14 protein-coding genes and 1 other RNA gene are annotated in these 13,558 nt (G+C 61.8%); 12 read left to right on the plus strand and 3 right to left on the minus strand.

Translation table 11 applies throughout. From position 1 onward, the window contains the following. Position 1 precedes the first annotated feature (1 nt). On the plus strand, positions 2–1,042 hold the full coding sequence (locus tag BMY36_RS00220) for an NAD(P)/FAD-dependent oxidoreductase (RefSeq protein ID WP_050521329.1): 1,041 nt from the start codon (positions 2–4) through the stop codon (positions 1,040–1,042). A gap of 3 nt (positions 1,043–1,045) precedes the next feature. Here BMY36_RS00220 and BMY36_RS00225 read toward each other — a convergent pair whose 3' ends face one another. Continuing rightward, positions 1,046–1,597 carry an NADPH-dependent FMN reductase gene (locus BMY36_RS00225; protein WP_050521330.1) on the minus strand — a complete coding sequence of 184 codons (552 nt, stop codon included), beginning with the start codon at positions 1,595–1,597 and terminating at the stop codon, positions 1,046–1,048. Between the two features lie 118 nt (positions 1,598–1,715). Here BMY36_RS00225 and BMY36_RS00230 point away from each other — a divergent pair, with 118 nt between their 5' ends. Continuing rightward, positions 1,716–3,365 carry a thiamine pyrophosphate-binding protein gene (locus BMY36_RS00230; protein WP_050521331.1) on the plus strand — a complete coding sequence of 550 codons (1,650 nt, stop codon included), beginning with the start codon at positions 1,716–1,718 and terminating at the stop codon, positions 3,363–3,365. 88 nt (positions 3,366–3,453) lie between these two features. Here the strand turns inward: BMY36_RS00230 and BMY36_RS00235 are convergent, their stop codons facing one another. Further along, complete coding sequence (locus BMY36_RS00235; RefSeq protein WP_050521332.1) at positions 3,454–5,409, minus strand: lytic transglycosylase domain-containing protein; 1,956 nt, start codon at positions 5,407–5,409, stop codon at positions 3,454–3,456. Between the two features lie 162 nt (positions 5,410–5,571). On the opposite strand from BMY36_RS00235, the gene dapA reads away from it, so the two are divergent. The 10 genes from dapA (at position 5,572) to rsgA (ending at position 13,062) form a co-directional block, all read left to right on the plus strand. After that, a complete protein-coding gene (gene dapA, locus BMY36_RS00240) occupies positions 5,572–6,447 on the plus strand; it encodes a 4-hydroxy-tetrahydrodipicolinate synthase (RefSeq protein WP_050521333.1) in 876 nt (291 codons plus the stop codon). An 88-nt stretch (positions 6,448–6,535) separates the two neighbouring features. Next, positions 6,536–7,201 (plus strand): cupin domain-containing protein, encoded by a 666-nt coding sequence (locus BMY36_RS00245; RefSeq protein ID WP_050521470.1) that lies wholly within the window; start codon positions 6,536–6,538, stop codon positions 7,199–7,201. Positions 7,202–7,245: 44 nt separating this feature from the next. Beyond that, positions 7,246–8,112: a DMT family transporter gene (locus BMY36_RS00250; protein WP_050521334.1), complete on the plus strand. Its 867-nt coding sequence runs from the start codon at positions 7,246–7,248 to the stop codon at positions 8,110–8,112. Between the two features lie 42 nt (positions 8,113–8,154). Next, a complete protein-coding gene (gene smpB, locus BMY36_RS00255) occupies positions 8,155–8,628 on the plus strand; it encodes an SsrA-binding protein SmpB (RefSeq protein WP_050521335.1) in 474 nt (157 codons plus the stop codon). A 79-nt stretch (positions 8,629–8,707) separates the two neighbouring features. Continuing rightward, on the plus strand, positions 8,708–8,986 hold the full coding sequence (locus BMY36_RS00260; RefSeq protein ID WP_050521336.1) for a hypothetical protein: 279 nt from the start codon (positions 8,708–8,710) through the stop codon (positions 8,984–8,986). 131 nt (positions 8,987–9,117) lie between these two features. Next, positions 9,118–9,978 carry a 3-mercaptopyruvate sulfurtransferase gene (sseA, locus tag BMY36_RS00265; RefSeq protein ID WP_050521337.1) on the plus strand — a complete coding sequence of 287 codons (861 nt, stop codon included), beginning with the start codon at positions 9,118–9,120 and terminating at the stop codon, positions 9,976–9,978. A gap of 22 nt (positions 9,979–10,000) precedes the next feature. Next, positions 10,001–11,185, plus strand: a complete 1,185-nt coding sequence (locus BMY36_RS00270) for an amino acid aminotransferase (RefSeq protein WP_050521338.1) — start codon at positions 10,001–10,003, stop codon at positions 11,183–11,185. Then, positions 11,186–11,815 (plus strand): HAD family hydrolase, encoded by a 630-nt coding sequence (locus tag BMY36_RS00275; protein ID WP_050521339.1) that lies wholly within the window; start codon positions 11,186–11,188, stop codon positions 11,813–11,815. Between the two features lie 39 nt (positions 11,816–11,854). Then, positions 11,855–11,953: signal recognition particle sRNA small type (gene ffs / locus BMY36_RS00280), an RNA gene on the plus strand. A 101-nt stretch (positions 11,954–12,054) separates the two neighbouring features. Then, entirely contained in the window at positions 12,055–13,062 is a 1,008-nt protein-coding gene (rsgA, locus tag BMY36_RS00285; protein WP_231579801.1) for a ribosome small subunit-dependent GTPase A, read from the plus strand. Between the two features lie 13 nt (positions 13,063–13,075). Here rsgA and BMY36_RS19760 read toward each other — a convergent pair whose 3' ends face one another. After that, on the minus strand, positions 13,076–13,525 hold the full coding sequence (locus BMY36_RS19760) for a protein-tyrosine phosphatase family protein (RefSeq protein WP_050521340.1): 450 nt from the start codon (positions 13,523–13,525) through the stop codon (positions 13,076–13,078). Positions 13,526–13,558 lie beyond the last annotated feature (33 nt).

The following is a 13,558-nucleotide window of genomic DNA, read 5'->3' on the forward strand; positions in this document are numbered from 1 at the left end:
AATGGCAACGCCGGATCTGACGGTACATGGCGCGGGCATCTTTGGCCTGTCCATCGCTTGGGCCGCCGCAAAACGCGGCGCAAAGGTGCGGGTGATTGAAGCGGCAGCGCCGGGCGCGGGGTCATCAGGCGGCATCGTGGGTGCGCTCGCCCCGCATGTTCCCGAAAACTGGAATGACAAAAAAGCTTTTCAACTCGACAGCTTGTTGATGGCCGAAAGCTGGTGGGCCGATGTGCAAGCCACAGGCGGCATTGACCCCGAATACGCCCGCACAGGCCGGTTGCAACCCATTAATGATGCCGCAGCACTGGACCTTGCCCATGATCGGGCCGCCACTGCAGAAACACTGTGGCAAGGCCGCGCCGCATGGCAGGTCGTCCGCGCAACTGGTGCCGCTTGGGAACCGCACAGCCCCACAGGCTGGCTGATCCACGACACGCTGACCGCTCGCTTGCACCCCCGCGCCGCCATCAACGCCCTAATCGCAGCCCTAGCCGCCAAAGGCACCGACATCGTCATTGGCCCCGCCCCCGCAACCGGCCCCCAAGTCTGGGCCACCGGGTACGCGGGCCTGCTGACACTTTCCAAAGGGCGCAACCGCCCCGTTGGCAGCGGCGTCAAAGGCCAAGCCGCCTGTTTGGACTATGCCGCGCGCGACCTGCCGCAAATCTTTACCGATGGGCTGCACATCATCCCGCATGCCAATGGCACCGTCGCAATCGGCTCCACCTCCGAACGCAAATGGGCGCGCGATGCCACCACCGATGCGCAGCTGGACACGCTGATCGCAAAGGCCCGCGCAGCCCTGCCCTGCCTTGCAGATGCGCCCGTGGTCGACCGCTGGGCAGGCATCCGCCCCCGCGCCCACAGCCGCGCCCCAATGTTGGGCGCGTGGCCTGACCGCCCCGACCATTTCATCGCCAATGGCGGCTTCAAAATCGGCTTTGGCATGGCCCCAAAAGTGGCAGAGGTGATGGTGGAGCTAATCCTAAATGGCCACGACACCATCCCTGATGATTTCAACGTCGCGGCTAATTTCTAACCCTTAGCGGGCCAGCAATTCCACCTCATCGCGCAACGCAGCCATCAAATCACCCAAGATTTTGGCAGATTGTGCGTCGCTCAAATGCCCATCCCCGTCAAACGCCGCGTGCGATGATGCAATCATCACCTCTGGGCCTTGCAACAGGCGCGGCCGAAACGGGGCCATGCACAGCCGCAACGAATATTGCGCCCGCGCGCCGCCTGCCCGCCCCGCCGCAGCCGAGACAATCGCCACAGGTTTGCCCACCCAAACGCCGCCCGGCACGCGACTGATCCAATCCAACGCGTTCTTCAACACGCCGGACAAGCCCGAATTATACTCTGGTGTTGCAATAACAATCGCGTCTGCCGCCGCAATTTGCGCGTGAACCGCTTGCACCGCAGCCGGGATTCCCGCAGCGGTTTCCAAATCGCCATCATACAGCGGCAGTCGCAAATCAGCCTCTTCATACGCCGCTGGTGCATAATGGCGCCGCGCCTCTGTCAACAGCATGCGGTTTGTCGATGCACCCCGCAAAGACCCGCAAAGGCCCAAAAGTTTATGATCTGCCATAACGCTCCCTTTTTTCTAATTACCCATATCTAACCCACGCCTCGGCCCTTACAACCGCCCCTTGCACCTGCCCGCGCCCTATCGCACTCTGCCTGCAACGGCGAAATGGGGGCATATCATGCGGCACGGCGGGCAAATTCTGGTCGATCAACTGGCGATCCAAGGGGTCACGCGCGTGTTTTCCGTACCGGGCGAAAGCTTCCTCGCCGCACTTGATGGCCTGCATGACAGCGGCATCCAAAACATCGTGTGTCGCCAAGAAGGCGGGGCCGCCATGATGGCCGAGGCGCATGGCAAACTGACCGGAACCCCCGGCGTTTTGTTCGTGACGCGCGGGCCCGGTGCCACCAACGCCAGCGCAGGCATCCATATTGCCAAACAAGACAGCACACCGATGGTCGTTTTCGTCGGCCAAATCGCCCGCCACCACCGCGACCGAGAAGCATTCCAAGAGGTGGATTACCGCGCCGTGTTCGGCACCCTTGCCAAATGGGCGACGGAAGTGGACCAAATCGAACGGCTGCCCGAATATATCAGCCACGCCTTCCATCTCGCCACCTCTGGCCGCCGCGGCCCCGTGGTTCTGGCATTACCCGAGGATATGCTGTCGGCCATGGTCGATGTCGCGGACCTGCCCGCCCCCGCCCCGCAACCCTTTGGGGTCAGCCGCGAACAGGTGCAGGCCGTGACCGATGCACTGGCACAGGCCCAGCGCCCCTTGGTGCTAGCGGGCGGCCCAAACTGGTCGGCAGACGCCGCGCAAAACCTTGAAACATTCGCGAAAAACTGGAACTTGCCTGTCGCCGTCTCCTTTCGCCGCCAAGACCGGATGAACAACGATCACCCCAATTTTGTCGGTGACTTGGGCGTGGGGATGAACCCGAAACTGGGCCAAATGCTCACCCAAACGGATCTTCTCTTGGTTCTCGGCGCGCGCCTTGGCGATACCACAACCAACGGGTACGAACTCCTGGACCCCACCCGCCCCGGCCCACGCATCCTACACATTCACCCCGACCCGTCCGAACTGGGCCGCGTTTTTCACCCCGCCCTCGCCATCCCCGCCCGCGCCGATCACATGCTGGAACGCCTTGCGCAAACCACAGGCACAGGCGCTTGGGCCGATTGGACCAAAACCGCCCGCGCCAATTACGACAGCTGGCAAAACCCGATTGCCACACCCGGTGCGATAAAATTGGAACAGGTCGTGACGTGGCTGTCCGCCAACTTGCCCCATGACAGCATCCTGACCAATGGCGCGGGCAATTATGCGGCATTTTTGCACCGCTATTACCGCTTTCGCCATTATGGCACCCAAGTTGCCCCCACATCCGGCTCCATGGGCTACGGCTTTCCGGCTGCTATTGCGGCAAGCCTGCAACACCCGGACAAAACTGTGGTCTGCATGGCAGGCGATGGTTGCTTTCAAATGACCTGTAATGAGGCGTCAACGGCCGTCCAACACGGCGCCAAACCCATCGTCATCGTCGCCAACAACGGCCGCTACGGCACCATCCGCATGCACCAAGAACGCCACTATCCCGGCCGCCCCTCGGGCACTGACCTTGCCAACCCCGATTTCGCCGCCCTCGCCCACGCCTACGGTGGCCACGGCGAAACCGTCACAGATCAGGCCGGTTTCCCCGCCGCCTTCGCGCGTGCCCAAGCGGCCAAGACGCTGGCAATCATCGAATTGAAACTGGACCCCGACATGCTAACCACAGGCCAATCTCTCAGCCAAATCAAAGCGGCCTCTAAACCCGCCTAACCTATTCATCTTGGTAAAAATACTTCGGGGGTCGCCAAGGTGCGCCATCGGTTCAAGCACCGCTGGCGACGGGGCAGCGCGCCCGCCCTTACCGCCCCGACAATTCCGCGCTGACGTTCACAACCCCAACCGACCCGCGCAACATCGCGCGGTAAATCACCAGCGATTCCACCACCCGCATCACATAGGTGCGGGTTTCCGAAAACGGGATCGTCTCTACCCAATCGACAATATCCACGCCCTCAACCCTAGGGTCGCCAAACTCGGTAATCCAGCGCCGTGGCCGCCCCGGTCCCGCATTATACCCCGACGCAATCAGCGCGATGGAGGTGCCAAACTCCTCCACCAACTGCGCCAAATATCCCGCCCCCAGCACCACATTATACGCCGGATCACGGGTCAAATCGCTTAAAACATAAGGTTTCCCCAGCTTAGCCGCCATCAACTCTGCCGTGCCCGGCATCACCTGCATCAACCCGCGCGCGCCCGCAGGGCTAACCACCACGGGGTTAAATTCACTTTCCCGCCGCGCGATGGACAGCGCCAGCGCCCGGCTTACCGCCAAACCATCGGGCACCATATCCACCACCGGGAAATAGGCGCGCGGCAAAATCACACCTCGCCCCGCCGCCTGCTTGCCAATCAGCACCGCGATATGCGGCTGCCCCAGCGCCAGCGCCGCATCGCCCAACTGGCGCAAACTCCGCGCATCCAGCCCTTCGGCCAAATGCAGCAGGAACCGCTTGGCCAGGTCCAAATCCCCCGCTGCCAACAATTGCGTCGCCGCCTCAAACACCGTCGATGTCGCAAACGCAGCCCCGCGCCAATCGCCGCCCTGCGCTGTGGAAATCAGCGCGCTGTCCAACGGCAGCCCCAATTTCTCGGCACTCAACAACCCGTAATAGGCGGTTTGATGCTGCGCGCCCGCCTCAAACGCCGCGCGGGCAGCGGCGAAATTGCCCAAGGCTTCCTCCGCCCGCCCTTCCCAATAATGCGCCCGCGACAGGCTGATGGGCGTGCTGACGCCTTGTTTCAAATGTTGGAAATGGGCCCGCGCTGTAGTCCCATCTTTCAGCTGGCGCAGCGCAATGAACCCCGCCAAAAACTCCAACTCGGCATAGTCTGCCCCTTCGGTCAAATGGTGCTGCGATGCCACGCGGTACGCATCGCGCGCACGCCCCGCCTTAACCAGCGCCCGCGCAATCCCCGCCCGCCTGTCCGCCCATTCGCCGGGCCGCCCAAGCGATGCCGCAGACGCCGACCGTTCAAACAGCAACTCAATCGCACCATCTTGCAAATCCGACCGCACGCGCCACAAAAACCGCTCATACGCCAGCCCCGGATCACCCGCCTGCGCCGCAGGCACCGCTGAAATCAGCGCATTCACCCCATCCGCTTTGTTGCGCAACGCAATCCGCGCGCGCGCCAGTGCTTGCCAACCAGCTGGCACCAAGGACAACATCCGCGCCGCCTCATCCTCACGCCCTTCCCACAGCAGCATGTCCAACCGCGCCACATGCGCCTCTTTCAAAACCGCACCTTGCAACGCGATCATCTGCGCTTGATCTGCGCTGGAAAACCGCAAATTGCCCCAGGCATTGCGCGCCACTTTGCCCGCCGCCTCTGTCTGCCCCAGCGCCAGATGTGCTTGCACCAAGGCCAAAGCGCCCGCAGCGGTCGATGGCCGATCCTTGGCAAAATAGGCGATCACGCGTTCGGGCTGTGATGTTCGCACCACCGCCACCTCACCCTTTTGGTGCAACAGCGCCATGCCCGGCCAATCCGACCGCCGCGTCAAAAACGCCTCGTAATCACCCAGCAACCCGTCGCCCGCACGCAGGCGCTGCCATTCCACAATATCAAGCGCCACCCCTCGCGGGGCCAAACTGCGCGCCTTGTCCCAATCGCGCGCACTGGATGCCGCCAGCGCCGCGCGCAACCCATCGGCATGGGCGGGTGCGGCCAGCACCAATGCCAACAAAAGGGCAAAAAGCAGCGCAAAGGATACGGCGAAGCGACGGCGGGGGGCATTTTGTGTGTTCATGCACCCTCCTTTGCCAGCCCTCCCGCGCCCTTGCAACTCACATCCCCGCCAGTCGGCAAATTCTCCCCACCGCACCCCGCTTGGCAAGCTGCAAACATGACGCTAGGAAGGCAACAAGACAGGGGCGATTCAACGCCTCCACCACAAAAAAGGATCAGCACCATGTTCAAAGGATCAATGCCCGCCTTGGTCACACCGTTCAAGGACGGCAAAGTGGACATCGCAGCCCTGAAAAAACTGGTGGATTGGCATGTGACCGAGGGCAGCCACGGCCTCGTCCCCGTTGGCACCACGGGCGAAAGCCCCACACTCAGCCACGCCGAACACGCCTTGGTGATTGACGAGGTGGTCAAAGCCGCTGCTGGCCGCATCCCCGTGATCGCAGGCGCAGGAAGCAACAACACCGCCGAAGGCATTGGGCTTATCCAACACGCCGAACGCGTTGGCGCATCGGCAGCACTGATTGTAACGCCCTATTACAACAAACCGACCCAAGCCGGGCTGATCGCGCATTTCACCGCGCTGCATGATTGCTGCAATCTGCCGATCATCATCTACAATATCCCCGGCCGTTCCGTCGTCGATATGTCGCCCGCCACCATGGGCGAACTGGCAAAATTGCCCCGCATTATCGGGGTAAAGGATGCCACAGGCGATCTGTCGCGCGTCCCCAAACAGCGCATCACCTGCGGCAAGGGTTTCGTGCAATTGTCGGGTGAGGATGCGACCGCTTTGGGCTTTAACGCGCACGGCGGTGTGGGCTGTATCTCTGTGACCGCCAATATCGCACCGCGTCTGTGCGCCCAGTTCCAAGAGGCGACACTGGCAGGCGATTACGCCAAAGCCCTTGAAATTCAAGACCGCCTGATGCCTTTGCACGATGCAATTTTCATCGAACCCGGCCTTGTCAGCGCCAAATACGGCCTGTCCGTTTTAGGCCTGTGCGCGCCCGATGTGCGCCTGCCTTTGGTCGGCCTAACCGACCATGCCAAGGCGAAAATGGACGCCGCCATGCGCTTTGCAGGCCTTATCAATTGATACCGTTCCCCGCCCGTCCCCTGGTCCGGCACCCGCCCGGACGGGGACCAAAACCACCGTCTTGGTGACCGACAATAAGGACGCGACAATGCACCTGAACGCCGATTTTGCCAAAGCGTGTGTCATTCGCCCCGCCGATCACACATGGACCAAATCCCCCGCCGCAGGCGTGGAACGCATGATGCTGGACCGCATCGGCGATGAAGTTGCGCGCGCCACCTCCCTCGTGCGCTTTGCCCCCAATTCCCATTTCGCCCCCCACAACCATGACGGGGGCGAAGAGTTTTTGGTGATGGACGGCGTGTTTTCCGACGATTCCGGCGACTACCCCGCAGGCAGCTATATCCGCAATCCCATCGGCACCCGCCATCAGCCTTTCACCCATCAAGGCTGCACGATTTTCGTCAAGCTCCACCAGTTCGACGCCGCCGATCAAACCCCGGTTCACATCAACACCAAAACCGCCGCTTTTCGTCCCGGCATGGTGGCGGGCCTGTCCGTCCTCCCCCTCCACTCCACTCTGAATGAAAACGTGGCAATGGTCCGCTGGGCCCCCGGCACCCGCTTTACCCCCCACGCCCACTGGGGCGGAGAGGAGATTTTCGTGGTCGAAGGCACGTTCCAAGACGAACACGGCGATTATCCCGCAGGCAGTTGGCTGCGCAGCCCTCATCAATCGCGCCATCAACCTTGGTCCAATGACGGCTGCCTGATCTATGTGAAAACCGGGCACCTTTACCCACACGCCGCGTAAAACCCCTGCACGGCGCAAACCCATCACGGCGAAAAGGCAACCCAATGACCCCCAACCTGCGCGGCAGCCTGTTGATGATCGCCGCAATGGCAGGTTTCGCAGTCGAAGATATGTTTTTAAAGACCGCTGCGCGCGCATTGCCCGTGGGCCAAATCCTAATGATTTTCGGCAGCGCAGGCATGATTTGCTTTGTCCTGCTGGCAAAGGCGCAAGGCGCGCGCCTGATCACCCCCGCACTCCTATCCCCCGCGATTTTGCTGCGCGCAGCGTCCGAGGTGGCGGGCCGTTTGTTCTATACCCTCGCGCTCGCGCTCACACCCCTGTCCTCTGCCTCTGCCATTTTGCAAGCGACCCCTTTGGTCGTGGTCGCAGGTGCCGCCCTTATTTTCAAAGAACGCGTGGGCTGGCGGCGCTGGTCGGCGATTGGCGTCGGCTTCATCGGCGTCCTTATTATCCTACGCCCCGGCCTTGATGGGTTCACACCGCTGTCCATCCTTGCGGTCCTTGGCATGCTCGGCTTTGCAGGCCGTGACCTTGCCACCCGCGCCGCCCCCAAAACCATTTCCAACCTCACGCTCGGTGTTTACGGCTTTGCCATGATGGTTCCCACGGGTGCTGCCCTTTTGGCATGGACCGGGGGCGCTGTTTGGCCCAGCCCCACCACCGCCGCCACATTGGCCGCCGCCACCCTGTTCGGCGTTGCGGGCTATTACGCGCTCACCGCCGCCATGCGCGTGGGTGAGGTGTCGCTGGTCACCCCCTTCCGCTATTCCCGCCTTTTGTTCGCCCTCATCCTCGGCGCGCTGGTCTTTGCCGAACGCCCCGATGCCGCCACCCTCATCGGCAGCGCGATCATCGTCGCCTCTGGCATCTATACCCTCTTGCGCGGGCGCCGCAGCAATCCGGCCTAACCCCATCTGGACAGTCGCCCCGCCAACCCTTATCTGGGGGGCATGGTAAAAATCAGCGACCCCAATTCTAAACTCATCGCCGAAAACCGCCGCGCGCGGTTCGATTTCGCGATCGAGGATGATATCGAGGCAGGCATCATGCTGCTGGGGTCCGAGGTGAAATCCCTGCGCAACGGCGGTTCCAACATCGCCGAAAGCTATGCGAGTGTAGAGGATGGCGGGCTGTGGCTGATCAACAGCTACATCGCCCCTTACCAGCAAGCCAAAACCTGGGGCCATGAAGAACGCCGCAAGCGCAAACTGTTGGTGTCACGCAAGGAACTCGCCCGCCTGTGGAACGCTACCGCCCGCGAAGGCATGACCATCGTACCGTTGAAAATGTATTTCAACGAACGCGGCATGGTAAAGCTGAAAATCGGCATCGCCAAAGGCAAGAAAAACGCTGACAAGCGGGAAACTTCCGCCAAACGTGACTGGGATCGCCAAAAAGCCCGGCTTTTGAAGCAAAACCGTTAATTTTCCCCGTTTTTCGCGGCCCCGCAGCGCTATCCACACCCCAACGGCACAAAACGTGCCCAAACATGGGGAGAATATTATGGAACTTATCATCAGCTTGATCGCAGGCGCATTGGGTGGCAACGCCGCAGGCGGCCTGTTGAAAAACCTCAGCCAAGGCCCGCTTTTGAACTCCATCCTTGGGGTCGTTGGCGGCGGTTTGGGCGGCCAAATTCTGGGCATGCTGGGCGCAGGCGGCATGGCGGCTGGCGGCGGTATGGATGTGGCGGGCATTATTGGCGCGCTGGCATCGGGCGGCGTTGGCGGCGGCGCGTTGATCGCGCTGGTCGGCACCGTACGCAAAATGCTAGGCAAATAAACGCGGGTCACACAACCCCAACCCACACACAAACGGCCCTTGCCCCCCGGCAGGGGCCGTTTTGCATGTTCGCGCCCTTGCCACACCGCCCCCATCCGCTATACCAAACCCTTGCAGATCAGGAGCCGACAATGACCCCCGCACCGCATGACGATCCCAAAACGCTTGTCTCCACCGAATGGCTGGCCCAACACCTCAAAGACCCCGATCTGCGCATTATTGATGCGTCTTGGCACATGCCCACAGCGGCCCGTGATGCGCGCGCCGAATATACCACCTGCCACATCCCCGGCGCGCGGTTTTTCGATATCGAAGACATCTCTGATCACCGCTCCGACCTGCCCCACATGGCCCCCCCGGTTGAAAAATTCATCAGCCGGATGCGCGCGATGGGTGTGGGCGATGGGCACCAAGTGGTGGTTTATGACAGCACGGGCCTGTTTTCCGCCGCCCGCGTGTGGTGGACGCTGCGCTTGATGGGCAAAACCGATGTCGCCGTGCTGGACGGTGGCCTGCCCAAATGGCTGGCCGAGGGGCGCGAAGTCGAGGATTTGCCCCCCATGGTCCGCGACCGCCACATCACCGTGCAGCGCCAATCCGGACTGGTCAAGGACGTGACCCAAGTGTCCGCCGCGTCCAAACTGGCGCAGGTCGAAATCATCGACGCCCGTGCGGCGGCAAGGTTCAAGGGCGAGGTGGCCGAACCACGCCCCGGTCTGCGCGCAGGCCATATCCCCAATTCAAAAAACCTGCCCTACACCGATTTGCTGGCAACTGACGGCACCCTAAAACAACCCGCGGCCCTGAAATCCGCGTTTGTGGCCGCTGGCATTGATCTGTCAAAACCCGCAATCACCACCTGCGGTTCGGGCGTCACGGCGGCCATTTTATCGCTGGGGCTGGAACGCATCGGCCACCGCGACCACGCGCTTTATGATGGCTCTTGGTCGGAATGGGGCATGTATGATGATCTGCCTATCGCCAAAGGCTGATTTAATTCAAAAAGGTTATCCCATGCTGAACGCCCTGCACCCACAACCCCAAGATAAAATCCTGCAACTGATCCAGATGTTCAAGGATGATCCGCGCACGGATAAAATCGACCTTGGGGTGGGGGTGTACAAGGATGCGACGGGCCTGACGCCCGTGATGCGCGCGGTCAAAGCCGCCGAAAAACAGCTGTGGGAAACCCAAGATACCAAAGCCTACACGGGCCTTGCGGGTGACCCCGCTTATGCCGCCGCCATGCAATCCATGCTGCTGGGCGATACCGTTCCCGCCGACCGTCTTTCCGCCATCGCCACCCCCGGCGGTACCGGGGCCATTCGCCAAGCGTTGGAGTTGATCAAACTCGCCAGCCCACAGGCCACCGTCTGGCTGTCCAACCCCACATGGCCCAACCACCCGTCCATCATCAAATATCTTGGTATGCCGATGGCCGAATACCGCTATTTCGACGACCAAACCCGCGGCGTCGATTTTGACGGCATGATGGCCGACTTGGCGGGCGTAAAACCGGGCGATGTGGTGCTGCTGCACGCTTGTTGCCATAACCCAACCGGGGCCAACCTAACCCTAAATCAATGGTCTGCCGTGGCAGACAACTTGGAAAAAACCGGAGCAATCCCGTTCATCGACATCGCCTACCAAGGATTCGGTGATGGCCTTGATGCCGATGCAGCAGGCATGCGCCTTCTCGCCGCCCGCCTGCCCGAACTTCTTATCGCCGCGTCATGCTCCAAAAACTTCGGTATCTACCGCGAACGCACGGGCATCCTGATCGCCGTGTCGCCCCGCGCCGATAAGCGCGCCGTGGTGCAGGGCAACCTCGCCTTTCTCAATCGCCAAAACTACAGCTTTCCGCCCGATCACGGCGCGCGGCTGGTCACGATGATTCTGAATGACCCCACCCTGCGCGCCGATTGGCAGGCCGAACTCGAATCCATCCGCCTGAACATGCTGACCCTGCGCGCGTCGCTGGCTGCCGAGCTGCGCCGCCTCACCAATTCTGATCGGTTTGATTTTCTGGGCCAGCATCGTGGCATGTTTTCGCGCCTTGGGGCCACGCCCGAACAGGTCGAAACCCTGCGCCGCGATCATGGGATTTACATGGTCAGCGACAGCCGCATGAACATCGCGGGCCTAAATGCCAAAACCGTGCCCATCCTTGCCGCTGCCATCATCGCCACGGGCATCTGAATGTTCGATGCAGTCATCTTCGACCTAGACGGCACGCTCTTGGATACCGAGGCGCTGACCCAAGCGGCGGGCATCAAGGCCTTTGCTGATTGCGGCGTCACCGTCGATCCCACCTTCCTGCACACCCTTATCGGGCGCGATGATAAAACAGGCGCGGGCATCATTCGCGCGCAGTTTCCCGATATGGATTTTGATGCATTTTCAATTGCTTGGACCTATCAAGTCACCACACATTACGCCGCAGGCATCCCCCTGAAACCCGGCACTCACGCCCTTCTCAGCGCGCTAAAACACCCCATCGCCCTCGCCACCTCCTCCAGCCGTGCGCAACTGGAATACAAGCTGTCTGTCACCGACATTGGGCCTTATTTCCAGCATTTCGTTACGGTGAACGATGTGCAAAACGCCAAACCCGCCCCCGATCCCTTCCTGCTGGCCGCCCGCCTTTTGGGCGTCGACCCCACCCGCTGCGTCGCGTTCGAAGACAGCGAGGCGGGCGCGCAATCGGCCCACAGCGCAGGCATGACCGTGGTGCAAATCCCCGACATCAACCCCGCCTCTGGCCGCTTTGCCCACCTTGTAGCACCCGACCTTTTAACTGGCGCACGCAAAATCGGCCTGCTGCCCTAGCGGCCTTGCGAATCCCCCGCACTCGTCCTATGTTAAGGGTGAGAGGTTGGCGCGGGCAGGTGCCTCGCCAACTTGGTCAGGTCCGGAAGGAAGCAGCCACAACGAGCCCCACTTGGGTCGATGTCCAGCCTCTCACCCCAACACGCGCGCGCGCCGCAAACGGGACGCACATCATTAAAACAGACAGCCCCACACTTCTAACCCTCGGCTGGGGTGATGATTTCGCCGACCAACTGACGGTGGATGACGCAGGCCATATCCCCGCACGCGTATCCCAAGTACACCGCGACCGCCTTGCCGTCCTCACCCCCGATGGCGCACGCGAGGTGGCGCTGCCCAACGGCCACCCTTCGGGCAGTTTTGCTGTGGGCGATTGGGTGCTGATTTCGGCCAGCCAATCGGTGATGCAACGCCGCCTTGATCGGCGCAGCCTGCTGCAACGCCGGGTTCATTCCCGCGCGGGCAGTCGCAATATCGGCGAATACCGCCTCATCGGTGCCAACATCGACACGCTGTTTATCACCACATCCTGCAACGCCGATTTCAACGTGGCACGGGTGGAACGCTACCTGACCCTCGCGCATGACGCAGGCGTTGAACCCGTGATTTTGCTCACCAAATCCGACATGGCCGACCACCCCGAAACATACCGCGATCAGGCCCAGGCGCTTGGCGCAAACCTTGCCGTGGTGCTGCTGGATGCCCACGCGCCCGATGTGCCCAACCGCCTTGCGCGGTGGACGGGCGCGGGCAAAACCGTGGCGCTGTCCGGCTCCTCTGGCGTGGGTAAAACCACGATCACCAACGCCCTAACAGGTATCGCCGCCGCCACCCAAGGGGTACGCGACGATGATCGCGGCCGCCACACCACAACCGCCCGCCACCTTTACGCCCTGCCCACGGGCGGCTGGTTGATCGACACACCCGGCATCCGCGGCCTTGGCGTATCGGACGCAGCATCGGGCATCGACGCCACATTTGTCGAAATAACATCCCTCGCCGGCACCTGCAAATTCCGCAACTGCCTGCACGAAGGGGAACCCGGCTGCGCCGTCCAAGCCGCGATCACAGCGGGTCAGATTGACCCCGACCGCCTGTCACGCTGGCGCAAACTGACTGAGGAGGATGCGGTCAACACCGCCACATCAGGCGCCGCGATGGGCAAAGGCTATGGCATTTCCAAACGGTCCAAAACCACCGCTTTGGCGAAACAAGACAAAGCCGCGAACAAGCACAAAAAACGCTAACGCCTCGCCTGTCTTAATCTCGCGCCTGCAACGCCCAATCCATTTGCGCCTCCGTCTCCACCGCGCAGGGCCGCACGGCCCGCAACCGCGCCAGCGCATCTGCCTCCCCCGCCTCCTCCATAAACCGCAGCGCAATCATCCCGGTGCGCCCGCAGCCGCCCCGGCAATGGATCACAACCCGCCCGCCAACCTTCAAAACCGCGTGCAAATCACCCGACAGCCCTGCCCAATCGCCCACAGGCACGCCGTAATCCGCAATCTCAAACCACCGCTGCGCAATCCCGGCCGCCACCAGCGCGCCTTCCAGATCGGGCGACAGGGCAACCGCCTCTGCCTGTTCCACCAGCGTCAAAACCAAATCGGTGCGCCACGCCTGCAACGCCGCCACATCGCCCGCCTGCGGCAGCGCACACAGGCCCAACACCCCGCGCCCCATTGCAATTTCTGCCAGTTCAAACGCCATTTCACCCCCCGCTTTGCGCCAACCCTACCCCTT

This window comes from Pseudorhodobacter antarcticus, assembly GCF_900110135.1.
In the GTDB taxonomy this organism is placed as follows: domain Bacteria; phylum Pseudomonadota; class Alphaproteobacteria; order Rhodobacterales; family Rhodobacteraceae; genus Pseudorhodobacter; species Pseudorhodobacter antarcticus.